Below are 22,958 nucleotides of genomic sequence, written 5' to 3' on the forward strand. Positions count from 1 at the left end.
GAGCGGCGGCACAGCTTCGGGCCGTCGGCCGGCGCGTCCCCCGTACGGCAGAATCGGCGGGCGATGGAGGCGGCGAGAATCCTCACCGCGCTCGCCGACCTGGCCCCGGCCGGCGCCGAGCGGGTCTTCGACGTGTCCGGGACAGGCCGGCCGCTGGTCTGGCTGCCCGAGCCGGACCGGGGGCCGCGCGGCGCCCGGCTAAACCGGTTGGCGGCGCTGGACGCGCTGCACCGCGACGAGCGGATCCTGCGCCGCGGCCTGGCCTTCGTGGTGGGCGGGGCCGACCTGGACGGTGGACGACGCCGGGTGCGGCTGCCACTGCTGGCCCAGCCGGTACGGCTGGAACGCGCCCGGCGCGGCTACCGGGTCGTCGCGGCCGGGGACCTGGAACTCACCCCGCTGATCGAGGACCGGGAGCTGGCCGCCCGGCTGGAGGCCGCCCCGGGGCTGGCCGGGCCGGGCTGGCTGGCCGCGGCCGGCACCACGGCCTGGCTCACCGCCGCCGCCGAGGCCGCCGGGCTCAAGCTGGACGGGGTGGTCGCGAAGCCGCCCCGCAGCGTCGACGACACCGTCCTCACCGGAGTGGCCGCCGCCGCGATCTTCGTGACCCGCGACGTGCTCGCCGGCCGGCTCCGCGACACCCTGCTGAGCTGGGCGGCCCGCCCCGGCCTGGCGACGACCGCGCTGACCCGGCTCTACGCCGACGCCGCCGGCCGCCGGGACCCGAGGCCCTCTGACGACGACCCGGACCGCCCCGACGGGGATGACGTGCTGTCGCCGCTGCCCCTGAACGCGGCGCAACGGGACGTGGTCCGGCGGACCCGGACGGAACCGGTGGTGGTGGTCTCCGGTGCGCCGGGCAACGGCAAGAGCCACACCCTGGTCGCCGCCGCCCTGGACACGGTGGACCGGGGCGGGTCGGTGCTGGTGGCGACCCAGTCGGTGCACGCCGCCCAGGTCCTCGGCGACCTGCTGGGCCGGCACCCCGGGCCCACCCCGGTGCTCTTCGGCGACGCGGAACGGCGCGCGGCGATCGCCGCCGACCTGGCCGGCGGCGCGGCGGCCGGGGCCGACGACGGCCAACTCCGGGCCGACGCCGCGGCGGTCGAGGCCGCCCGGAGCCGGGTCGCCGCCGTCCGGGCCGGGATCGTCGCCGCCCTCGACGAGGAGCGTATGGCCGCCACGCTGCCCGCTTGGCAACCGCTACTGCCCGCCCTCAGCCATGACGCGCCGGGTGCGTTCGACCCGGACGCCGAGCTCACGGCGATCGGTACCGCGCTGACCGACGCCACCCGGGGCGGCGCCGGATGGTGGCGCCGGTGGCGGCGGGCCCGCGCCGCCGACCGGCTGCGGCGGCTGGCGGGCGCCGGTCCGGACGTACCCGAGGAGCGGTTGCGGGCCGCGGTGGAGGCGGCGACCGCGGTACGGGCGGCGGCGCGGCTCGCCGCGACCGGCGGCACCGACCTGACGCCGGCCTGGCGGGCCCTGGCGGAGGCGGACGCCGCGCTCGCCACCGCCGTCGGCACCGCCATGCGGCACCGGTCGACCAGCGCCCGCCGGTGGAGCGGCGACGCACGGCGGGCCGCCAGCGGTCTCGGCGCGGCGCTACGGGCCGGCCGCAACCGCCGCCGCGAGCTGCTCGCCGGGCTGGACGCCGGGGCGCTGGTCCGGGCGCTGCCCCTCTGGGTGGGCACGGTCGCCGACGTGGAGGACCTGCTGCCGCCGGTGGCCGGCATGTTCGACCTGGTGGTGCTCGACGAGGCCGCGCACATCGACCAGCTCCGGGCCGCCCCGGTGCTGGCCCGGGCGCGGCACGCGCTGGTCGCCGGCGATCCGCGGCAGCTGCGCTTCGTGTCGTTCGTGGCCGACGTGGACGTGACCGCAACGCTGCGCCGACACGGCCTGGACCGCTTCGCCGACCGGCTCGACGTGCGCCGGTCGAGCGCGTTCGACGTGGCGACCGGCGCCGCGCCGGTCACCTGGCTCGGCGAGCACCACCGCTCGGTGCCGCACCTGATCGGCTTCTCCGCCCGCCGGTTCTACGACGACCGGCTGGAGCTGGTGACCCGGCACCCGCGCAACGAACGCGCCGACGTCATCGACGTGGTGACCGTCGCCGACGCGACCGTGGCCGACGGCGTCAACCAGGCCGAGGTGGCTGCGGCGCTCGACCTGGTCCGGACGTTCGCGGCGGACCCGCCCGCGGGCGGGATCGCGGTGGTCAGCCCGTTCCGGGCGCAGGCCGACGCGCTGGAGGCGGCGCTGCTGGCCGCGTACGACGTCGACGAGATCGAACGCCTCCGCCTGCGCTCCGGGACGGTGCACGCGTTCCAGGGCAGCGAAGCGGACGTGGTGATCGCGTCGCTGGGGCTGGTCGACGCCGACCCGCCGACCCGGCACCGGTTCGTGGCCGAGCCGAACCTCTTCAATGTCCTGGTCACCCGGGCCCGGAACCGCCTGACCGTGGTCACCTCGCTGCGGGCGCCGGAGGGCCTGGTCGCGGACTACCTCGCGTACGCCGCCCGGCCACCGGCCGCCGCCCCGGACGCGGGCCGGGCGGTGGGCTGGACCGCCGAGCTGGCCGAGGAGCTGCGCCGACTCGGAGTGCCGGTACGGCCGGAGTACCCGGTCGGCCGCTGGCGGCTCGACCTCTGCGTGGGCGCGGACGCGGACGCGGTCGGGGTGATCTGCGGCGTGCACCCGGACGGCGTCGCGGCGCACGTGGAGCGGCAGCGGACGCTGCTGCGAGCCGGGTGGCGGCTGGTGGACGTCTTCGCCAGCCGCTGGTCGGACGACCCGATCCGGGCGGCCCTCGACCTCACCTCCCGACTCACCCGTCCATGACGTGGTTCACGCAGCCTTGAAGACCGTGTCGAGATGCCACTCCAGGAACTCACCGTTCGGCCGATCACCCCGCCGCTCAGGCACAGCAATCTGAGTTCCCGCCTTGGCGTAGAACTGCTCACCATTGCCGAACTCGCTGCGCAGCCTAGGGCTGACCATCAGACGGTGCTTCGGATCGACACCGAGGTATCCCCGGTCAAAGAGGATGTGCACGTCGGATTTGAGCAGCAGGCCGTTGTCCAACCGGTGCTCACCACCCTGCGGAAGGGGCCGAATGTGAGCAGCCTGCAACACAGGCTGAACCCTGTTACCGGTGATGGCACAGCGCCGACCGTACGCACCGAGCACAACGGCTTTGAACGACTGCTGGCCGAGGCGCTGAGGCACCAGCCGGGGATCGCCGTACGTCGGCCCTGGACGATGCCATGGCGCGCTCAGGTCCAACTCGACGGTCGTACCTATCAGCCGGTGAATCAGGAGCCGGAAGTATTCGGCTGAGCCAGTATCGGAGAGGTCGTAGGTCTTTCCCTGCACGACGTTGGGCGCGAACCCCGGCGGCGGATCGACGGTGGAGTCGTTGGGGAAGAACCTCGTGTCCCGAACAAAGATGCATCCGATGACCGGATCCTCGTCCGGACCGATGGCCTGCTTGCGGTATCTACCAACGCTGCGTCGCATCTCGTCCAGGCTGACAACACCGTTGGCCTCGCCGAACAGCTCCCAGGCTTCCGAGATCCGTAGCTGAGTGAAACCACTGAAGAACCCGCCGCCGACAACCCGGTTGAGCGGATGGTGTGCTTTGAAGAAGAAGGGCTCGCCGGGCGTCAGCGCCCGGAAGCCTCCGCCGGACGGCCGCCAGAAGTTGACCTCGCCCAGCTCAGGTCGTTCCGCCAGGAAGCGGTACCACCTTTCATCCGTGACCCCAACGAAAGCCCTCACCCGAACCAGCCTGCCGTGCAGTGGATCTCTGAGCCAGTGCCCGAACGGTCAAGAGCTTCGCTGCTCGACACCGGGGCTGGGGCCGAGGACGCTTCCGGGAGAGGTCTACGGCTCGCGCATCCAGAGCTTCGGATCGTTCACGAAGATGCCCTTGCCCTGGTGGCGCCAGATCACCCGTAGGGCTTCGAGCCGCACATAGACCTGCTTGACCGTGGACGGGCTGACCTTATGAGTTGCCGCGAGTTGCGCGATCGAGGGCAGCTTGTCGCCCGGCTTCAACTTCTTGGCTCTGACGTCGGCGACGATCTCATCGGCGATGCGGATGTAGTCGGCGGTGATCGGCATGACTCCCCCTGCGTGGCACGCCAATTCGATCACGCAAGGACATCCTCCAACAACTCTATGTTTGACTAAGCCGACTGGGACGTCTAAGTTGGAGATCGCCTCTTCCTTGCGTGGCAACAAGGAGCAGAGGAATTCCCCCCTGGTCGGGGCGGGTGTGCGTGCCCGTCCCGACCCACTGGACCACTCCGTCGTCGTACCGCTGATCCGAGCTGCGGCGGCGGAGCGGGCGGGGCGCCCGCAGCCGGCGTGTGGACGCCCCGCCCTTCCCAGACCCTCTAACGGCACTCAGGAGAGGACCGTCGTGCCCCAGGTGCACCCAGCCCGGCTGACCCCGCACGAGGTGCGGACCCACGCGTTCGCGCCGCGTCGGCGCGGCGTCGACCCCGATCAGGTACGCGAGTTCCAGGCCCTGGTCGCCGACGAACTGACCGACCTGCACCAGCAGGTCCGCCTGCTCGGTCAGGAGAACGACCGGCTCAAGCGGGCGCTGCGCGACTGGCAGACCATGCACGCCCGGGAGTGCCGGCCGAACGAGGGCCACTGGTAGCGGTGCGGCCGGAGCTCGGAGACCTGCTCCGGGTCGACGGCCGCGCCTCGGTGCAGTTCGCCGGGGAGCGCGCCCTGACCTTCCGGGTCGTCTCGGTCTGCGACCGGCCGACGTATGCCGGATGGCTCTGGCTCACCGGCTACGTCCTCGACCGGCGCGGCCTGGCGACCGCCCGACGCGAGATCTACGTCCAGGCCGCCGGCCTCCGCCGCGCGCAGGCCGCATCCTCGGGTGTCGGCGGTGTCGGCCGTGTCGGTCGTCGCCGTCGCGGTACCGATCCGGGTCCTCGTCAGTGACGGACGTCGGCGTGATCGGCGGTCAGGCCGCGCGCGCTTCGAGCACCGCGAGGTCGCGCGACGCGTAGCGGCGGTGCTCGCAGTGTTCGTTCAGCACGCGGAGACAGTCGCCGACCGAGTGCGACTCCACACCCACTCCGGTGCCGGCGCCGCGGGTCGGATCTGATCAAGCTCGCCGTCGGTCAGGGCCTCGACGACGCATTGACACTTCGCATCAGAGCTGGCCAGACCGCAAGCCATGACGCCCTGCGCCATCCTGCGTCGCAGCCGAAGGGCCGGCCCGATCAGCGTGGGAACGGGCCCAGGGGTGACTTGTCGCCTACGGACCACTTGTGACCGAACGGGTCCGTGAAGCCACCTTGACGGTGCGTCCCCCAGGGCACGTGGTGATCCTCGATTCCCGTTCCGGCGATAGCGCCCGCGGTGACGGCGCGCTCGATGAAGGTGTCGGGATCGTCGGCAAACACCTCGATGCGGGTACTTGTGACCCCCGCCTGGCCGGGACTGGTCTCTGTGGGGCTCTCGGGATTGCCCTCATGGAGGAAGAAGGCGGCGCCACTGATCTCAAGGCCGGCCACGCTACCAAGGTTCCACAGCTCTGTCGCGCCCAGTGCAGTCTTGTACCAGGCAACCGCAGCGTCTGCATCTTCGACGATCAGCATCACAGAGATCACTGGTGGCGAAGCTGACACCGTGTCGCCGGACGGGGCGGAACGATTTTTCAGTTCCTCAGTCATGCCCACAGCATGCCGGACGGCATCAGCAACGTCTCCCCGGTCCGGCCGACAGCCAGACTCCACCAGCCCAACGACCAGCAGATCGCGAAGTGTCAGCGCCGTCCAACCCTGCTGAGATCACTTCACTCCGCCGCCATCACGCCATGGTCCCTGATCGAGCGAGTGGTGCGCGAGGTCCAGATGCCGACCCCTCCAGCAATCCATAACAATCACCGGCAACGGCTGGTGCACGTCAACAGGAATCGCAGATGCCGCTGAGCGGGAGTTGGACGAAGCACGTCGGGCAGATCGGCGGGCGAGGTTGCGACATCTGGGAGCGGCGCCGGACAAGTGCCTGCAGCCTCGGTGCCAGCGCTGGCACCCCGCCATCAGGTGGCAGCGCACCAAATTTGCGGTAGCAGGACAGTCGGGAGCCCGCAGCGTGTTCCTCCCGGGCCATCTCATCTTTTGCCGCTGGCTCACCGACAAGGCGTATCACCTCGTCGTACCCCTCGCCCACCATGCCGTCGTCGAGGCGCACGACGAGCGACGACAGCGGCGGGTCGGCGCGACGGCGCGACTCCTGGATCACCCGGTTGAGCACCTCGCCGATCCAGTTCTGCAACAGGGCGGACGTCCGGACGCCGGAAGCAGCGAAGAGCCTGTCGCGGAGCTCGCCATAGGTGATCGTCGCGTGGTACGTCCCGGCGACGTCGACCAGGACGTCGTACGCGTGCCGTGCCCAGATGTCCCAGGCCTCCTGGGCAGTGATCCGTTCGCCACCCTCCCGCCAGTACCCGCGTCGCTGCACCGCCGCCTCCTCTCCGGCCCCGAACGCGTGGCCCCGAGCGGAGGGTACGGCCCACGTACGACGGTCGTCGGTACGGGCGAGCCCTGCCGTCTTCGCGCACGGCCCGTCCGGCTGGAGCCTGGACACCTTCCCCCAACCAGCGAGACCTGGCCGACCGCTGGCAGGCTCACCTATCCCCAGATTGGACGTGGACGTTAAGGCGCTCATCGCCTGCGCCGCGATGTACTGAGCGGCCGTCAGCCCTGTCCGGCCCGGTCCGGCTGGGGCTGGCGGGCCTGGAGGAACGCGCCGAGGCCCCTGCTGTCCTCGGTGGCCAGGAAGGCGCCGCGGGCGTTGAGCAGCGCCTCGTCGGCGTGCGCCATGCAGCCCCACACGGTGTCGCCCCACCCGTCGGCGAGCTTGACCTCGGCCGGCTCCGGGCACGGCTCGCCACGCGGGCCGCCGATTTGGCAGCGCTCCGGCGCGCCGCCCCGGCGGCTGACCGCCTCGGCGGCCTCGCGGATCAGCGAGAAGCGCGGCTCGCCGCCGGTCCGCTCGACACGGGCCTGCTCGGGGACTGCCCGGCGCTGCCCGAAGAGCACCACGTTGCCGTCCGGGTCGGTGGTCCGGCACTCCCCGCCGGGGGCGTGTTCGGGGTAGCCGGCCCGCTCGACGGCGTGCCCGGCCGTGGTCAGCCGCTCCCGCGTCGCCTCCAGGTCGTCGACGTAGAGGTAGATGAGCAGCGGCAGCTCGACGGTGAACAGGCGCGGCTTCACCGCCGCGAGCAGCAGGGTCAGGTCACCGCACTGCAGGTACGACCAGCGCGACTCGCCGTCGCCGCCGGAGCGGTGCTCGGAGTAGCCGAAGAGCTGGTAGAACTGCTGCGCAGCGTCGGCGTCCGCCACGTACAGCACCGGCACCTGAGCCTGCACTCCGTTATGCACCCCGCCACTCTACCGACGGTGGAGCTGCAACTCACGTTTTGCAGATCGGGTTTTCCGAGCGTTGTTCCGTCGGCCACCTCGGCTGGCCTCGCCGGCCATGACGATGATCCGATGTTCGCCGGACCGTGGGCTGCCGGGCGTCTTGGCGCCCCCACGGGATCACGCAGCGCCCGTACGATCCCGCCATGGCCCTCATCGACCGACATGACAGCGACGACTGGACGCCGCCGCAGCGGCCCAACTGCTCGTGTACGGAGCACGACGACGAGCTGGCCGGCCTGGCGTTGCCGGTCACCGAGCACGGCATGGAGCCACTGACGGTCCGGGACCTCGTCGAGGCGAATGCGCTCGGTGTCACGCCGGCGCAGTCTCGCGACCGGTGGCTGGAGATCTACGACGAGACGGACAGCGGCCCGAACGTCATGGGCCCGTTCCACTGGGGGCTGTGGCTCGGCGACGAGGCCCGGTCGTGCTACGACGACGACGCCGCGCGCACGCTGGACCAGGCGCTGCTGGACCAGCCCGGCATCGAGCGGGTCGAGTGGATGGAGCGCGAGGAGTTCCTGGTCGGCGCGCCCGACCTCTGCGCCAGCGGGATGCTGGCCGCGATGGCGCGCGCCCTGGCGGACCCGCGCGTCCGCGCCGCCGCGCTCAGTCCGTAGCCCGGGGGCCGCCCGGCCCGGCGGTCGAGACGGTGGGGGTAGGCGCTGCCCGGCCGGCGGTCGGGACGGCGCCGGATCGGGGCGGCCTGGTCAGGCGGCCAGCGCCGCATACCGGCCGGCCCGTTCCAGCAGGCTCTGGTGGGTGCCGGACTCGACGATCCGGCCGTGGTCGATGACGGCGATCTGGTCGGCGTCGCGCACGGTGGAGAGCCGGTGCGCGATGGTTACCACGGTGCGACCCTCCGACAGCGCGTCGAAGGCCCGCTGCACGGCGCGCTCGGTCTCGGTGTCCAGCGCGCTGGTCGCCTCGTCCAGCACCAGGATCCGCGGGTCGCGCAGCAGCGTCCGGGCGATCGCCAGGCGCTGCTTCTCGCCGCCGGAGAAGCGGTGGCCGCGGGAGCCGACGACCGTGTCGTACCCGTCGGGAAGGGCGGCGATCAGGTCGTGGATCTGGGCGGCGCGGGCCGCGGCCTCGATCTCGGCGTCGGTGGCCTCCGGCCGGGCGTACCGCAGGTTCTCCCGCACGGTGGTGTGCAGCAGGTAGGTCTCCTGGCTGACCACGCCCACCACCGCGGCCAGGTCGGCCAGGCGCAGGTCGCGCAGGTCGACGCCGTCGATGGTGACCCGGCCGGCGGCCGGGTCGTGGAACCGGGTGATCAGCGCGGCGAGGGTGCTCTTGCCGGAGCCGGTCTCTCCCACCAGCGCCAGGCTGGTGCCGGCCGGGACGTCCAGGCTGACGCCGGCCACGGCGGCGGTGTCGCTGCCCGGGTAGCTGAAGGTGACGTCCTCGAACCGCAGGTGGCCGCGGACCCGGGTCGGGTCGATCTCGACGGGTCGGGCCGGGTCGCCCACCTCGACCGGCAGGTCCAGGTATTCGAAGATCCGGGCGAACAGGGCCAGCGAGGCGGTCAGCGAGACGCCCACGTTGAGCAGTCCCATCAGCGGCCGGAACAGCCCGCCCTGCAGCGCGGTGAAGGCGACCAGGGTGCCGATGCTCAGGGTGCCGGCGGTGGCCGGCAGGCCGGCGCTGAGGTAGATGACCGCCGGGATGGCGGCGAAGATCACGCTCATCGCGGCCATCCGCCAGCGGCCGGCCAGCTCGGAGCGGAGTTCCAGGTCGACCAGCCGGGCCGAGGAGGCGGTGAACCGCTCGACCAGCTTGGGCCCGGCGCCGAGGGTCTTGCTGAGCTGCACGCCGCTGATCGACAGCCCCTCCTCGATGGTCACGTTGAGGTCGGCCAGCTCGCGCTGCCGCCGCGCGGTGATTTCCCGGCGCATCCGGGCCACCCGGCGGGTCAGCCAGATCGCCGGGGGCAGCACCACCAGCGAGACCAGGGAGAGGCGCCAGCTCAGCGCCACCATGGCGACGGCGGTGGCCACGACGGTGGTGAGGTTGGCCGCGATCGAGGTGGCGGTGGAGGTGACGACGGTCTGCATGCCGCCGATGTCGTTGGTGATCCGGGACTGCACCTCGCCGGTGCGGGTGCGGGTGAAGTAGGCGATCGACTGGCGGTGCAGGTGGGCGAAGACGTCGGTGCGCAGCCGGTGCATGACCTCCTGCCCGACCCGGGTGGAGATCCAGGTCTGCACGACGCCGAGCACCGAGGTCACCGCCGCGACGGCGACCATGCCGAGGACCAGCCAGACCAGCAGGGTCAGGTCGCGCTCGGGCAGGGCCCGGTCGATCACGGTACGGAGCAGGAACGGCGTCGCCATCGCGATGACGGACGACGCCACGATGATCGCCACGACGACGGCCAGCGGACGGCGGTGTGCGGCGAAGAGTCGGCCGACCCGACGCAGCGACACCTGGCGGGCCTGCGCCTTCTCGGCGGCGCTGACGGTGCGGGGGCCGCCGCCGCGGCCGGTACGGGGTGCTTCCAAGGGATATTCACTTCCTGTCGACATACTGAGGTTACCTCATCATGAGGGAACAACAGGAAGTGCTGCTACCGTATTCCGGTGACCGGCGACGACGAGGAGAGCCTGGCCGAGCTGTTCTGGGCGGTGGCCCGCCGGCTGCGCCACCAGTCCCGCCGCACCCTCGAACCCTGGGAGATCAACCCCGGGCACGCCCGGGCCCTCGCGGTGCTGCTGCGACACGGCCCGATGCGGCTCAGTGCGCTCGCCGAGCACCTGCACATCGCGCCCCGCTCCACCACCGAGGTGGTCGACGGGCTCCAGGAGCGCGGCCTGGTCGAGCGCCGCCCCGACCCCGAGGACCGGCGCGCGACCCTGGTCGCGCCGACCGCCGAGGGCACCCGGGTCGGCACCGCCATCCGCGCGGCTCGGGACGCCGAGGCGGAACGCTTCTTCGGCGACCTCGGCGAGACCGACCGGGCCGACCTGGCCCGCATCCTGCGCACGCTGCGCGACTGACCGGCCGCACCCGACCCGTCACGGAAATATGCAGCGCTCTTGCCGACCGCCCGGCCTGCCGGCGTGTCCGTCGCATGCTGCTCGGGTTGAAAGAGTAGTGGAACGGGCAGGACTGTTCAGATCGCGAGAGAAAGGAGAGGCACGTGGCGCAGAAGTTGACGGCAACGACGAGCGGGGTCATCAATGCGGAGCCGGCGGGGGTGTGGGCGGTGCTGACCGATCCTGAACTGCTGAGTCAGGCATTCTTCGGCGCAAAGGTCGAGACGGACTGGCGGGCCGGCAGCCCCATCACCTTCAGCGGCGAGTGGAACGGGAAGTCCTTTCAGGACAAGGGAGAGATCGTCACCTTCGAGCCGGACAAGCTGCTCCGATTCACCCACTACAGCCCGCTGAGCGGCCAGCCCGACCTCCCGGAGAACTACCACACGGTGACCTTCGCCCTGACGCCGGCCGAGGGTGGCACCGAGCTGACCATCAGCCAGAGCAATGCGGGGAGCGAGGAGGAACGAACGCATTCCGAGGCCAACTGGGCGCAGGTGTTGGGCACAGTCAAGCAGCTCGCCGAGCGCTGAGGTTCCGCCATTGAGCGCCGCCACCGACTGAACTCGTCGACCGCCGGTCAACGCAGGCCGGCGGCGATGGCGTCGACGAGGAGCGCGCCGAGAGTCCGGGCCAGGATGGCCCGCGCCGCCTCGGCGTCGAGGCCCATCGCGTCGCGCATCATCGACCAGGCCGCCCAGGTGCTCGCCACCGTCAGCGCGTCGAGCAGCTGCTCGCGCCCCTCCCCCGCCTGCGCCAGCTCCGGGCCGAAGACCAGCTCGATCTCGCCGCGCGCCCGGCCGATGGCGCCCCCACGGTTGCGCCGCAACTGGGGCGAGAACGGCTCGCGCAGCGCCGAGGCGCGGGCCGTGGGCGCCAGCATCTCCAGCAGCTGGACCCGCTGGGCGCAGAACTCCGCGATCCGCCGGCCCAGCGGCCACTCCGGCGGGATCGGGCGGAACAGCGCCTCCTGTCGCTCCCGGACCCGCTGTCCGGTCGCGGCGTACAGGGTCTCCATGTCCTTGAAGTTGGTCCACAGGGTACGCAGCGACACCCCCGCGCGTTCGGCGATGCGCTCCCCGGTGGGCTTGAGGTCGCCCTCGTCGATCAGCGCCAGGTGCGCCTCGACTATCGCGCCGCGGGTGCGTTCGGCCCGCGCGGCCCGCCCGTCCATCCGCGTCGGCGCGTCGTCGTCCAGGTCGATCATGTGACGTCCCCTGTCGATACGGGCGGCGGCGCCGGAGAGAGCGGCACCGGAAGCGTAGCGACACCTGCCGGGTGCCTCGGAAGCCGCCGCGATCCGGCGGAGCCGGGCCGCCACAACGCCGTGGCGGCCCGGCTCCCACTGGCCCGCCGGCCCGGTGGCCGGCGGTCGCGCCGGTCAGGTCGTCGGGATCGCGTCCGCCGGGGGCGCCGTCGGCGTCTCGGTGAACTCCTTGACCTCGCCGTCGCCGTCGTCGGTGGTCCAGGTCGGACCGAAGTAGCTCTGCACGCCGCCCGAGACCTTGTTCATCCGTACGCCGCTGTAGCCGGCGTGCACGTCCTGGCTGTACCGGAACGGAGTGAGGCCCGGCCCCTTGAAGCCGCCCTTGTGCACCGCGTCGACCAGCTTCTCCCGGGTGAGGTCCTTGCCCGCCGCCAGCAGCGCCTGCACGAAGGTGTACGCCATCGAGTAGCCGTAGACGGCGTTGCCGTCGATCGGGTTGGCCGCGTTGTACTGCTGGTGGATCTTCGTGAACGCCTGGATCCACGGGTTGCTCGTGTCGCCCGCCATCGGCAGGTAGTTGTCGGCGAGCATCCCCTCCAGGATCACCTTCTTGTCACCGAGCTGCTTGGCCAGCGTGGTGTAGTCCGCGCCGACGTTGGACACCACCCACTGCGCCCGGAAGCCCTGGCCGGCGGCCTGGCCCATGGCCAGCGCGGTGAAGCCGGGAATGCTCGCCGAGATGACCACCTGGCAGCCGGCCGCCTTCAGCGCCCCGATCGCCGGGCCGACCTGCGGGTTGGTGGGGGTGTAGGTCTGCTTGGCCACCACCGGCCCGAGGACCTTCTCCACGCCGGCGAGGCTGTCGCGGCCGAAGTCGTCGTTCTGCCCGAAGTGGCAGACCTTCTGACCGGGGAACTGCTGCTTGACGTAGGTGGCCAGGATCTTGCCCTCGACGGTGTAGTCGGGCTGCCAGCCGAAGGTGGTGGGGTACTTGTCGGGCTGGTTCCAGTTCCGGCTGCCGGAGGAGACGAAGAGGTCGGGCACCTTCTGGGCCTTGACGAACTCCAGCACGTTGGTGTGGGTGGGGGTGCCGAGGCCGCCGAGGAGCGCGAAGACCTTGTCGTCGAGGACGAGCTTGCGGACGACGTTGTCGGTGTTCGCCGGGTTGTAGCCGTCGTCCATCACCTTGTAGACGATCTTCCGGCCGTTCACGCCACCCTTGCTGTTGACGTGTTCGAAGTACGCCTTGGTGGCGGCGGAGATCTTGGAGTAGCCGGCCGCGGCGGGACCGGTGAGCGGCTGGTGGGTACCGATCACGACCTCGGTGTCGGTGACGCCCGGGACGTTCTCGGCCGCCTGCTGTTCGTCGTTGGCGCAGGCCGATGCGCCGACCAGCAGCGCGAGGCCGGCGGCGGCCGCGAGTGCGCGGCGTGCGGTGGGATGCATGGTTCTCCATTCCGGTGCGACGGGGGCGAACGGTTGGGTGGAACCGGGGTGGATCAGCGGCGCGTGGCGGGGCGGCCCGGCCGGAGCCGTGCGGTGAGGGTGCGGGCGGCACCCTGGAGGCCGCCCGGGGCCACGAGCATGACGACGATGAGGATGAGACCGAACACGGCGAGGGCCAGGTTGCCCTCCAGCCGCTGGGCCAGGCCCGACGGCAGGGTGAAGGTCTCGGTGATGAGGCTCGGCAGGTCCTGCAGCGCCACCAGCAGGACCGCGCCCCAGACCGCGCCGGCGAGGCTGCCCAGGCCGCCGATCACGATCGCCATCAGCAGGAACAGCGACAGGTCGAGGGAGAACTTGCCCGGCGCGACGGTGGCGGTGAGCACCGCGTACACGCCGCCGCCGAGGCCGGCGCAGGCGGCGCTCACCACGAAGGCGAGCACCTGGTTGCGGGCGACGTGGATGCCGGCCAGCCGGGCGGCCACCTCGTCGTCGCGGACGGCGCGCAGCGACCGGCCGAACCGGCTGCGCACCAGGTTCGCCATCAGCAGCATGGTCAGCAGCGCGGCGAGCAGCGCGACCCAGGCCAGCCAGCGTTCCGGCTGGAAGTACGCGCCCAGGAACGCCGGCGGCGTCTCCGCCGGGAACCGCAACCCCTGCTCGCCGTTGAACAGGTCGGTGAAGATCGTGGTGAGCGCCGGCACCAGGGTCGCCACGGCGAGGGTGACGCCGGCCAGGTACGGCCCGCGCAGCCGGGCGGCGGCCAGCCCGATGACCAGGCCCGCCACCGCGGTCACCGCGGCGGCGAGCAGCAGCGACAGGGGCAGGATCCAGCGGCCCTGCACCGCCCGCTCCTCGAAGCCCTGCTGCACCAGGGCGACCGTGTACGCGCCGGTCGCCATCAGCGCCCCGTGCCCGAGGGAGAGCTGGCCGTTGAGCCCGACCAGGACGGTGTAGCCGGCGGTGACGCAGAGGAACGCGCAGACTCGGGCGACCTGCAGGTTCTGGTACGGCGGCAACTGGTTGGTCAGCAGCACCACCGCCGTGCCGGCGAGCACGGCCAGGACGAGGTGGCGCAGCAGCGTCGACCCGCGCGGCCCGGCGGCGCCGGGCGGACCGGGCAGCAACCGGCGCAGCGGCGACGCCGCGGCGGGCCGGGGGTCCGGGGCGACCTCGGGTTGGGTGGCGGTCACACGTGCCTCGCTCTCACGCTGGAGAAGAGCCCGCCGGGGCGGACGAGCAGGACCGCCAGCAGCAGGACGAGGACGGCCAGCGGCGTGGTGTCGGGGCCGAGGTAGCCGGTGACGTACGACAGGATCAGGCCGACCAGCAGGCCACCGACCACGGCGCCGGCCGGGCTGTCCAGGCCACCGACCACCGCGGCGGTGAACGCGACGACGAAGACCAGGTCCATCGCGTGCGGGTGCAGCCCCAGCCCGGTGGGGACGACCAGCATGCCGGCGAGGGCGCCGACCGCGGCCGCGAGGGCCCAGCCCACCGTGAGCATCCGGCCGACGTTGACGCCGAGCAGCCGGGACACCTCGGGCGCGAAGGCGGACGCCCGCATCCGCAGACCGATGGGCGTGCGGGTGAACAGCAGCCCGAGCAGCGCCACCACCACCAGGACAGCGCCGAGGACCCACAGATCGTACGGGGACATCGCGGCGATCCCGCCGACGGTGAGCGCGTCGGTGTCGAACGGCGCGGCCGCCGGCCGGTACTCGTTGCCGAAGACGATGCCGAGCACCGCCTGGATCAGCAGCACCAGGCCGAGAGCGACGATGACGTCGTTGAGCGGGTTGGCGTGGCCGACGAAGCGCATCAGCACCCGCTCGACGAGGGCGCCCAGCGCGAGGCCGGCGAGGACGGCGGCGCCGAGGCCGAGCCAGTAGGAGCCGGTGACGGAGACGACGGCGTAGCCGACGTAGGCGGTCGCCACCGCCATCGCGCCCTGCGCGAAGTTGACCAGACGGGCCGCCCGCCAGATGAGCACCAGGGCGAGGGCGAACGCCGCGTAGACGGCGCCGGTGGACAGTCCGTCGAAGGTGAGGAACAAGAACCGGTCCAAGCGCGGATCCTTCCTACGTGGCGGGCGGTCAGAACCCGAGGTACGCGTGGCGGAGCGTGACGTCGTCGCGCAGCTGGGCCGCCGGGGTGGCCGTCACCACCCGGCCGAGGGACATCACCACGCCCTGGTCGGCGACGGAGAGGGCGCTGCGGACGTTCTGCTCGACGAGCAGGACGGTCAGGCCGTCGCTGTCGCAGAGCCGGCGCAGCAGCGCCATGATCTGCGCGGTGACCCGGGGGGCGAGCCCGAGCGACGGCTCGTCGAGCAGCAGCAGCCGGGGGCGCGCGATCAGCGCCCGCCCGAGGGCGAGCATCTGTCGTTCCCCGCCGGAGAGCTGGTGGCCGGCGTGCCGCCGGCGCCGGGCCAGCGGCTCGAAGAGCTGGTACACCTCGTCCTGCGCCCGGCGGGCGTCGGCCCGGTCCCGGCGCCACAGGCCGCCGAGGCGCAGGTTCTCCTCGACGGTCAGCTCGGCGACGATGCCGCGTCCCTCGGGCACGTGGGCCAGGCCGCGCCGCACCAGGTGTTCCACCCGTACGCCGCGCAGGTCCGCGCCGTCGTAGCGGACCCGGCCGCCGGTGGGGCGGAGCAGGCCGGACAGGGTCCGCAGCAGGGTGGTCTTGCCGGCGCCGTTGGCACCGAGCACGGCGGCGATGCTCCCGGTGGGCACGCTGAACGTGACGTCGCGCAGCACCGGGACCGGGCCGTATCCGGAGCTGAGCGCCTCCACCTCGAGGATGGCGGTCATGATCCGGCCCCCGGGCCGGGCGGTGTCGCCCCGGCCGGTACGTCGGCGCCCAGGTACGCCTCGGTCACCAGCGGGTCGTCCCGCACCTGTTCGGGCGTGCCGGCGGCGATGACCCGGCCGAAGTCGAGCACCACGATCTCGTGGCAGACGGACATCACCAGGTCCATGTGGTGCTCGACCAGCATGATCGAGCAGGCGCCGCCCGCCCGGTCGGGCAGCGCCGTGACGAGCTCGCCCAGCTCGGCGATGTCCTCGGCGCTCAGGCCGCCGGCCGGCTCGTCGAGCAGGAGCAGGCGGGGCCGGGCGATCAGGGCGCGGGCGAGGGCGACGCGTTTGCGGACGGCGTACGGCAGGGTGCCGGGGGCCGCCGCCGCGTGCGCCGCGACGCCCAGCTCGGCCAGCAGGTCGAGGGCCTCGTCCCGCAGCCGCCGTTCGTCGCGGTCGCTGCGCGGCAGGCCGAACAGGGCGGCGGCGAAGCCGGCCCGGGCGCTGTGGGTGGCGCCAGCCATGACGTTCTCGACGACGCTGAGGCCCGGGAAGAGGCCGACCCCCTGGAGGGTGCGGGCGATGCCGAGGCGGGTGAGTCGGTGCGGGCGGGGACGGAACGGCCGGCCGTCCAGGGTGAGCGCACCGCTGGTGGGCGGGACGAACCCGCAGACCACGTTGAACAGGGTGGTCTTCCCGGCGCCGTTCGGGCCGATCACGCCGACGATCCGGCCGGGTGGTACCCGCAGGGAGACGTCGTCGAGGGCCACCAGCCCGCCGAAGCGCACGCCGACGTGGTGCAGGGCCAGGTCGATTCCGTCGGTGGGTGGAGGGCTCATCTTCACCTCTTGCAAAGACGCGGCGGCGGGGGATGCGCGGGGCGGCTCGGGCGAAGCATGGGGCGGGTTATTACACCGGGAGTGTAACTTTCGAGCGGAGCTCGTCAATGACGCGTTACGACGCTGTGACGTCCGCGTGTCCCGACGGGACGCTCGCACCCGGCCGGCCGGCGAGCACAGCGGCGCCGATGCGACCCTCGGTGGCTACCGGGGTAGGGGTGGTCAGCCCACGCCCTGACTCGTTACGTCGCCTCGTCGCCGGCCTTCAGAACGCGGGCGAGCGCTCGGTGGCCGCCATCGAGGACCTCTGGTGCTCGTGCCTGGAGTGCCTGCACGATGCGTTCGAGACGACGTTGCAGCACGCCGCGCTCGTCACGGGGCAGCCGCAGCAGTCCGTGCAGCTCGGGAATGAGGTTTTCGACAGGCATGGGACGCGCTCCGGCGACGTGCGTCATCGTGTCGTAGCTTCGCCACCAGCGTCGTCGGATTGGTCAGCGCAGCGAAACGATGGCGTCGACGTCCACCCGGGGCCGGCCGCTCGTTCCCGCCACGGAGATGACGACGGTGTGGGTGCCGGTCGACGCCCACGAGTACGCGTAGACCAGCGTCGCCGGCTGGACCGTCGAGGCGTACAGGTCCACCGTCGTCACCGCGGTTCCGTCGACGTACACGGTCGCCTTGCCGCGGCTGGGGCCGCGGACCGCGACCCAACCGACGGCGCGGGTGCTGGTGGTGAACGTCGCGCGTGCGCCGGCCTGGGTGGAGTACCGGACGTAGCCGCCGGAGGCGCCGGTCAGCGCCGTCCGGGTCCAGGTCCCGGACCAGGTCAACGAGGTGGAGGTCTCCTGGTAGAGAGCCGGTGTCAGCACGGGGCCGTACTGCCAGCCGCTCCACAGGCCGGCGTGGTCGCTCGACCGGGCCCGGAAGCGGTAGGTGTGACCGGACGCTAACGTCCGGACGACGGTGGTGGTGAGGGCCGTCGGGAGGGAGATACTCGTCCATGTTCCGCCGTCCATGCTCTGCTGGAGCTGGTGGGCGGCCACTCCGCTGGTCGCGTCCGTCGCCGACCAGGTCACCCGGGTCGGCACGCTGCTGGTCACCTGGCTGGAGGTCGCCGGCACCGCGACGGGAGCCGTGATGGCGGGGGCGACCGTGTCCAGCACGATGGCGTCGGACTGGACCGGCGACCAGTTGCCGGCCCCGTCGCGGAACTGCACGTACACGGAGCGGGTCCCGTTGGCCGTGGAGCCACCGTAGGCGGAGTCGGCGAGCGACCACGACTGCGGGGTGGCGGTCCACTCGCGGACCGCGCCGTAGGTGAGCAGGCCACCGGACGTGTCGGAGCGGTTGGAGATGCGCACCTGCGAGACGCCCGTCCCGGTGTCCGACGCCGGCATGCTCAGCGACACCGAGGTGCTCGTCGTGTAGGACGTTCCGGAGTTGATCGTCACCGAGCCGGTCGGGGGCAGGGTGTCCCCGATCGCCGGCAGGTTCGCCACGATGGTGTCGCTCGCCACGGGCGACCAGTTTCCCTGTTCGTCACGCCACTGCGCGTACACCGTCTTGGTGCCGCCGTCGTTGGTGCCGCCGCGATAGAGATCGGTCAGCGACCAGGCGACCGCGGCCGGGTTGCCGTCGAGGTCCTCGGCGTTCCTGAGCACCGACTGGGTGCCGCCGTTGCCGCTCGGGTCGCTCCAGGCGTCGACCGCCGGGGAGTTGGAAACCCGTACGCCGGTGACCCGGGCGTTGTCGGTGGCGTTCAGCGTCAGCGTCACCAGCCGCTGGGCGGTCGCGCTCGCACCGCCGTCGACGACGACGGTTCCGCTCGGCCTGGTCGGGTCGGTGTACTGCGACCAGCGCAGTCGCAGGGCGCCGCCCCCGTACGGGCCGCCGTCGGCGACGATCAGGTAGCTGGTGCCGCCGACCGCGTCGAACCGCAGGTCGTGCCAGGTCTCCCACCCGGTGCGCCCGAGCTGGGTCAGCGATCCGTACCCGGTCCCGGTGTAGACGGCGAACATGTTCGTCGTGTTGGCCTCGCCGACCTCGAAGGTCACCGGTCCCGAGGCCGGTGCCGTCCACCGGAACCAGACGGTCGCCGCCGGGGCGCGGTCCGGGTCGTGACGCGGCTCGGCCGTCTCGGCGGTGGCGCGGAGGGAGGTGGCGTACCAGTCGCCGGCCGGGGAGACGCCCGCCCGGCCGGAGAGCGGGGCCGCTGAGGCGAGGTCGTCGTGCGGCGGTCGCAGCATGCTCCAGAGCATCCGGAACCGGCTGTTCACGTAGTCCGAACCCTGTACCTGGATCGCGTAGATCGTTCCAGCTGTCACCCGCACGGTGACGCGCGCACCGGGGTGGACCTGCTCGTCGCCGGGCGAGACCTGCTCGGCCACGGTCAAGGCGTTCACGGCACTGCCGGAGTACACGTCGACCATTGGATACAGCTCGCCGTCGGTGACCCAGAAGGACACGCTGCCGCTGGACGGCGCGGTCCACCGGTACCAGACGGAGGCGACCGGCCAGCCGTTGCCCGTCGGCTCGGCGGGCTCGCGGGTGGCCCATTCCGAGTTGCCGTCGACGCTGCCCGTGGCACCCGAGATGGCTGTCGCCGCGGCAAACGCGTCGTTGGCGGGCGCGGGTGGCGGCGGTTCCCACCTCAGCGTCGCGGTGCCCGGCCACTGGACGGAGGAGCCGTCCCAGGCGGCCAGTCGGATCCGGTACGTCGTGCCGGCCGTCACCGTGAGGTCGAGCCGGGACCCGGGGGTGGCGATGCCGTACCCGTTCTCGCCCAGCAGGGTGAGCGCGGACAGGGTGCTGCCGGTGTAGACCGACAGCAGGGGGTGCCGGGCCGGATCGGCGCCGGTCCAGAACCGGACGGGGCCGCTGGCCGGCGCGGTCCAGGTGTACCAGATCGAGCCGTACGCCTCACCCGGCTCGCCGACCTCGACAGTGCTGTCCGCCAGCCGCCCGCTCACCGACCCGGAGCCGCCGGTGAGGGCCTGCGCGGCGGCGAAGGCGTCGTTCGGCGGGCGCCACGAGGTGGCCGGCGCCCAGCGCAGCCGGAAGCGGCCCTGCATCGTGGCCGGACCGGCTAGCAGGATGGTGTAGACCTGACCGGCGACCGCGGTGAATCCGGCGGCGCTGGTGTGGTCGGCCCCGACCACGCCGCGGAAGTCGTCGGGGTCGTCCCGCAGCGTGACCGCGTTGTCGTTGATGGTCACCCGCGGAAGCGGTGCCAGGGAGGTCCCCCAGCCACGGTAGATCCACAGCTGGGTGTCGAAGTCGCTGGTGATCGTGTCGAAGACGTAGAGCCCGCTCGACGGGGCGGTCCAGCGGTAGAACACCGAGGAATCGAGGGGCTCGTCCACCTCGGACGTGGTCGCGCCCACGTCGTGGCCGTCGACGGTGCCGCTCGATCCGCTGATCAGCGTCGCGTTCGCGACGTAGTCGTTGGGCGGGCGTGGCGGGAACAGCGACCAGGTCAGCTCGGCGATGTCCGGGCCGTGGACGAGGTCGGTCACGTCGACCGCGATGGAGTACGTCTCTCCGGCGACGAGGTCGACGTCGAGGGCGATCGGCGCCAGCCCGGCCTGCCGTGCGCCCGTGACACGCGTCAGCGTGCCGACCGTGGACCCGCGGTAGACCGACAGCACGGTGTAGTCGCCGCTCGACACGAGGTGCAGCCGCCCCGCGGCCGACGCGCGGTAACGCCACCACACCGACCGTCCGCCCGGGGCCCCCTCATGCGCCGGTTCGCCCGCCTCCTTCGTGGCCGACCAGGTGTACGACTTCGAACTGCCCTGGGCACCGTTGATGACGATGGCGGCGGCGAACATGTCGTTGGGAGGTGCCGGGATGTCCAGCTGCCAGGTGAGCTTCACCTGCCCGAAGACGCCGGACCGACCGTCGACCGCCACGAAGTACGTCCGACCGCCAACGCCGGGGAACGACACCCGGCTGGCGCCGCTGCCCGCCGAGTCGTCGTCCGCGACCACCCCGGTGAGCGCGTCGACCGTCGTGCCGGTGTAGACGGCGAGGACGGTGTCGATGCCCGACCCGGCCGTGGAGACCGTGACGGTCGCTCCCACCGGCGGCGTGAGCTGCCACCACAGCGAGTGACTGGCGGGGGAGCCGGCGTGCGCCGGCTCCCCCGCCTCGGCGGTCGCCCCGATGTTGTCGGTCAGTTCGCTGCCGCTCAACGGAAGCGGCACCCCGGACGTGAGGCCGGTGGCACAGGAGAAGGCGTCGTTGCAGTGTGGGAGCTTGATCATCGACACCCGGAATGGCGGCTGCGGGCCGACGATCCCGAACGGGGGGTTGCCCTGGCTGTCCACCTGGATGCGGTAGGTGATCCCCACCTGGGCCGTGAACTCGGTGCCGTACTCCCCGTGGACGTTGGCGCTGCGGGCGACCCGGGTCAGCGCGCCGGGCGACGATCCGGTGTACACGGTGACGATGAGATGCTGTGGAACGTCGCGCACCGCCTCCCGGACGGTGACGCCCGGCGTCCAGGAGAACCACACCGTCCGCCGGCTGGTGTACTCGTCCAGCGGTTCGCCGGATTCGGCGGTCGCGGCGCAGTTGTCCCCCGCCAGCGCCGGTTCCAAGGTGGTCACCACGGTCGCGGCGGCGAAGGCGTCGTTCGCCGGCCGGGCGTGCGGACCCCACCGCAGGGTGGTGGCGCCCGGCGCCACGTTGGCGGAGTAGCCGGTCAGGGAGATGACGTAGCTGGTGCCAGCGGCCGCCGGGAGCACGTAGACCGCGCCGTCGTACGCCGTCGGCGGGCACCAGTCCGTCGCCGGGCGCTGGAGGGTGGAGAGCGAGGTCCCCGTGTAGATCGCCATGCCGGGTTTGAAGACGCCCGTCGTGGCGTCGAACCGGTACAGCCCCGACTGCGGTGCCGTCCAGCGGTACCAGATGGACGGCTGCGCCGTGTCGCCGCCCGGCTCCCCCGGTTCGGTGGTGGCACCGGCGATGTTGCCGTCGACGCTGCCCGAGGTGCCGGTGACGACCTGGGCGGCGGCGAAGGCGTCGTTGGGCGGAGGAGCAAGGGCCGCACCGGCGCGCCCGGGAACGCCGAGCAGCGCTCCGACCAGGAGGAGTACGACGAACAACGTTCGATAGCGCCACATTGGCGACCCCCACGAAGGCCCCGGGACGGGCGCGGCACGAAGGTGGGGCCAATCCAGACAGTAGCCAGGTCAGAGCCGGTTGAAAAGATTTCGAGCGCCACGAAACCCTGGTCGCCGGCGAGCTGTGAGGTCCTCGTCGCCGCAACCCGGCCGGCCGAAGTTCTTGCACTTGCTGTGCAAGGTTCGTATCGCGTGGCTGCGGGGGCCACCCGGTCCGGACCATGCCGCGGGCATCAGGGCATGACGAGGCCCCCGTCGACGGGCACGGTCACCCCGGTCACGTACGACGAGGCGTCGCTGGCCAACCAGATCAGGGTGGCGGCCAGCTCCTCGTGCTCACCGAGGCGGCCGGCCGGCGCCAGCGCCTTGACCATCTCGAAGGTGCTCGGCTCGAGCTGGTCACTCATCTCGGACTGGAAGAAGCCGGGGGCGATGCAGTTCACCCGGATGCCCTTGCGGCCGGTCCACTGGGCGGCCAGGTCGCGGGTTAGGCCGATGACGCCGGCCTTGCTGGAGGCGTACGCGGCCTGCGGGATGCCGCCGGGACGCAGGCCGATGACGCTGGAGATGTTGACGATCGCCCCGCCGTTCGTGGCGGCCCGGGCGAAGGCCTGCGCCATCCAGTAGCTGCCCATCAGGTTGATCTCGACGACGGAGCGGAACTGGTCGGGCGTCTCCCGGGTGGCGGGGACGGCGGTGCCGACCCCGGCGTTGTTGACCAGCACGTCGACCCGTCCGAAGTGCTCGATCGCGGTGGCGATCAGCGCCTCGCAGTCCTCGGGCCGGCTGACGTCGGTGGCGCGGGCCGCGTACCGGCGGCCGGCCCCCTCGACCAGCGCGCCCGTGTCCGGCAGCCGGTCGACCCGGCGGGCGCCGAGCACCACGTCGGCACCGGCCTCGGCGAGCGCGCGGGCGAAGGACACCCCCAGGCCGGACGAGGCACCGGTCACCACGGCCACCTTCCCGTCGAGGCGGAATCGGTCCATCACGCTCACCCTGGCGCTCCTCACGTTCACGTTGCTCTGGACGCCATACCGACCAGCC

The 22,958-nt window shown here is 72.3% G+C and carries 21 protein-coding genes; 6 read left to right on the forward strand and 15 right to left on the reverse strand.

What is annotated here, in order from left to right:
* Window positions 1-63 precede the first annotated feature (63 nt).
* On the forward strand, window positions 64-2,844 hold the full coding sequence (locus I8N68_RS03415) for an AAA domain-containing protein (RefSeq protein ID WP_200207438.1): 2,781 nt from the start codon (window positions 64-66) through the stop codon (window positions 2,842-2,844).
* 6 nt (window positions 2,845-2,850) lie between these two features.
* Here the strand turns inward: I8N68_RS03415 and I8N68_RS03420 are convergent, their stop codons facing one another.
* Together I8N68_RS03420 and I8N68_RS03425 are read right to left on the reverse strand one after the other, a co-directional pair.
* Window positions 2,851-3,783 carry an HNH endonuclease gene (locus I8N68_RS03420; RefSeq protein ID WP_307812545.1) on the reverse strand — a complete coding sequence of 311 codons (933 nt, stop codon included), beginning with the start codon at window positions 3,781-3,783 and terminating at the stop codon, window positions 2,851-2,853.
* A 105-nt stretch (window positions 3,784-3,888) separates the two neighbouring features.
* Entirely contained in the window at window positions 3,889-4,128 is a 240-nt protein-coding gene (locus tag I8N68_RS03425; protein WP_200207440.1) for a winged helix-turn-helix domain-containing protein, read from the reverse strand.
* A gap of 301 nt (window positions 4,129-4,429) precedes the next feature.
* On the opposite strand from I8N68_RS03425, the gene I8N68_RS03430 reads away from it, so the two are divergent.
* Window positions 4,430-4,675, forward strand: a complete 246-nt coding sequence (locus tag I8N68_RS03430; RefSeq protein WP_200207442.1) for a DivIVA domain-containing protein — start codon at window positions 4,430-4,432, stop codon at window positions 4,673-4,675.
* Window positions 4,676-4,677: 2 nt separating this feature from the next.
* Window positions 4,678-4,971: a hypothetical protein gene (locus tag I8N68_RS03435; RefSeq protein WP_307812546.1), complete on the forward strand. Its 294-nt coding sequence runs from the start codon at window positions 4,678-4,680 to the stop codon at window positions 4,969-4,971.
* Window positions 4,972-5,255: 284 nt separating this feature from the next.
* Here the strand turns inward: I8N68_RS03435 and I8N68_RS03440 are convergent, their stop codons facing one another.
* The 3 genes from I8N68_RS03440 to I8N68_RS03450 form a co-directional block, all read right to left on the reverse strand.
* On the reverse strand, window positions 5,256-5,708 hold the full coding sequence (locus I8N68_RS03440; RefSeq protein ID WP_200207444.1) for a VOC family protein: 453 nt from the start codon (window positions 5,706-5,708) through the stop codon (window positions 5,256-5,258).
* A gap of 232 nt (window positions 5,709-5,940) precedes the next feature.
* Window positions 5,941-6,498, reverse strand: coding sequence for a hypothetical protein (locus tag I8N68_RS03445; protein ID WP_200207446.1), 558 nt, complete (start codon window positions 6,496-6,498; stop codon window positions 5,941-5,943).
* A gap of 236 nt (window positions 6,499-6,734) precedes the next feature.
* Window positions 6,735-7,421: a VOC family protein gene (locus tag I8N68_RS03450; protein ID WP_200207448.1), complete on the reverse strand. Its 687-nt coding sequence runs from the start codon at window positions 7,419-7,421 to the stop codon at window positions 6,735-6,737.
* A 185-nt stretch (window positions 7,422-7,606) separates the two neighbouring features.
* Between I8N68_RS03450 and I8N68_RS03455 the strand changes: the two genes are divergently transcribed.
* Window positions 7,607-8,083 (forward strand): hypothetical protein, encoded by a 477-nt coding sequence (locus tag I8N68_RS03455; RefSeq protein ID WP_200207450.1) that lies wholly within the window; start codon window positions 7,607-7,609, stop codon window positions 8,081-8,083.
* Window positions 8,084-8,173: 90 nt separating this feature from the next.
* On the opposite strand, the gene I8N68_RS03460 is transcribed toward I8N68_RS03455, so the two are convergent.
* On the reverse strand, window positions 8,174-9,967 hold the full coding sequence (locus I8N68_RS03460) for an ABC transporter ATP-binding protein (RefSeq protein WP_443673256.1): 1,794 nt from the start codon (window positions 9,965-9,967) through the stop codon (window positions 8,174-8,176).
* A 78-nt stretch (window positions 9,968-10,045) separates the two neighbouring features.
* Here I8N68_RS03460 and I8N68_RS03465 point away from each other — a divergent pair, with 78 nt between their 5' ends.
* Window positions 10,046-10,462 carry a MarR family winged helix-turn-helix transcriptional regulator gene (locus I8N68_RS03465; RefSeq protein WP_200207461.1) on the forward strand — a complete coding sequence of 139 codons (417 nt, stop codon included), beginning with the start codon at window positions 10,046-10,048 and terminating at the stop codon, window positions 10,460-10,462.
* Between the two features lie 143 nt (window positions 10,463-10,605).
* Window positions 10,606-11,034 (forward strand): SRPBCC family protein, encoded by a 429-nt coding sequence (locus tag I8N68_RS03470; protein WP_200207463.1) that lies wholly within the window; start codon window positions 10,606-10,608, stop codon window positions 11,032-11,034.
* A gap of 47 nt (window positions 11,035-11,081) precedes the next feature.
* On the opposite strand, the gene I8N68_RS03475 is transcribed toward I8N68_RS03470, so the two are convergent.
* From I8N68_RS03475 to I8N68_RS03515, 9 genes are all read right to left on the reverse strand, one after another.
* A complete protein-coding gene (locus I8N68_RS03475) occupies window positions 11,082-11,708 on the reverse strand; it encodes a TetR/AcrR family transcriptional regulator (protein ID WP_200207465.1) in 627 nt (208 codons plus the stop codon).
* A 174-nt stretch (window positions 11,709-11,882) separates the two neighbouring features.
* Window positions 11,883-13,154 (reverse strand): ABC transporter substrate-binding protein, encoded by a 1,272-nt coding sequence (locus I8N68_RS03480; RefSeq protein ID WP_200207467.1) that lies wholly within the window; start codon window positions 13,152-13,154, stop codon window positions 11,883-11,885.
* A 53-nt stretch (window positions 13,155-13,207) separates the two neighbouring features.
* Window positions 13,208-14,344 carry a branched-chain amino acid ABC transporter permease gene (locus I8N68_RS03485; RefSeq protein WP_200207469.1) on the reverse strand — a complete coding sequence of 379 codons (1,137 nt, stop codon included), beginning with the start codon at window positions 14,342-14,344 and terminating at the stop codon, window positions 13,208-13,210.
* Entirely contained in the window at window positions 14,341-15,219 is an 879-nt protein-coding gene (locus I8N68_RS03490) for a branched-chain amino acid ABC transporter permease (RefSeq protein WP_200207471.1), read from the reverse strand. Before I8N68_RS03490 ends, I8N68_RS03485 begins: the two co-directional genes overlap by 4 nt.
* Window positions 15,220-15,247: 28 nt before the next feature.
* Window positions 15,248-15,964: an ABC transporter ATP-binding protein gene (locus I8N68_RS03495; protein ID WP_200207473.1), complete on the reverse strand. Its 717-nt coding sequence runs from the start codon at window positions 15,962-15,964 to the stop codon at window positions 15,248-15,250.
* The gene (locus I8N68_RS03500) at window positions 15,961-16,788 is read right to left on the reverse strand and encodes an ABC transporter ATP-binding protein (protein ID WP_200207475.1); all 828 of its coding nucleotides are present in this window, start codon (window positions 16,786-16,788) and stop codon (window positions 15,961-15,963) included. Before I8N68_RS03500 ends, I8N68_RS03495 begins: the two co-directional genes overlap by 4 nt.
* A 242-nt stretch (window positions 16,789-17,030) precedes the next feature.
* Window positions 17,031-17,243: a hypothetical protein gene (locus tag I8N68_RS03505; protein WP_200207477.1), complete on the reverse strand. Its 213-nt coding sequence runs from the start codon at window positions 17,241-17,243 to the stop codon at window positions 17,031-17,033.
* A 36-nt stretch (window positions 17,244-17,279) separates the two neighbouring features.
* On the reverse strand, window positions 17,280-21,896 hold the full coding sequence (locus I8N68_RS03510; protein WP_200207479.1) for a hypothetical protein: 4,617 nt from the start codon (window positions 21,894-21,896) through the stop codon (window positions 17,280-17,282).
* A 251-nt stretch (window positions 21,897-22,147) separates the two neighbouring features.
* Complete coding sequence (locus tag I8N68_RS03515; RefSeq protein ID WP_234038676.1) at window positions 22,148-22,900, reverse strand: SDR family NAD(P)-dependent oxidoreductase; 753 nt, start codon at window positions 22,898-22,900, stop codon at window positions 22,148-22,150.
* Window positions 22,901-22,958: the final 58 nt, after the last annotated feature.

Source organism: Micromonospora coerulea, assembly GCF_016598485.1.
GTDB classification, from domain to species: domain Bacteria; phylum Actinomycetota; class Actinomycetes; order Mycobacteriales; family Micromonosporaceae; genus Micromonospora; species Micromonospora coerulea.

Coding starts and splice junctions, on each gene's coding strand:
- I8N68_RS03495 (WP_200207473.1), bottom strand. CDS start 15,964: ATGACCGCCATCCTCGAGGTGGAGGCGCTCAGCTCCGGATACGGCCCG.
- I8N68_RS03425 (WP_200207440.1), bottom strand. CDS start 4,128: ATGCCGATCACCGCCGACTACATCCGCATCGCCGATGAGATCGTCGCC.
- I8N68_RS03480 (WP_200207467.1), bottom strand. CDS start 13,154: ATGCATCCCACCGCACGCCGCGCACTCGCGGCCGCCGCCGGCCTCGCG.
- I8N68_RS03515 (WP_234038676.1), bottom strand. CDS start 22,900: ATGGACCGATTCCGCCTCGACGGGAAGGTGGCCGTGGTGACCGGTGCC.
- I8N68_RS03455 (WP_200207450.1), top strand. CDS start 7,607: ATGGCCCTCATCGACCGACATGACAGCGACGACTGGACGCCGCCGCAG.
- I8N68_RS03415 (WP_200207438.1), top strand. CDS start 64: ATGGAGGCGGCGAGAATCCTCACCGCGCTCGCCGACCTGGCCCCGGCC.
- I8N68_RS03505 (WP_200207477.1), bottom strand. CDS start 17,243: ATGACGCACGTCGCCGGAGCGCGTCCCATGCCTGTCGAAAACCTCATT.
- I8N68_RS03500 (WP_200207475.1), bottom strand. CDS start 16,788: ATGAGCCCTCCACCCACCGACGGAATCGACCTGGCCCTGCACCACGTC.
- I8N68_RS03440 (WP_200207444.1), bottom strand. CDS start 5,708: ATGACTGAGGAACTGAAAAATCGTTCCGCCCCGTCCGGCGACACGGTG.
- I8N68_RS03475 (WP_200207465.1), bottom strand. CDS start 11,708: ATGATCGACCTGGACGACGACGCGCCGACGCGGATGGACGGGCGGGCC.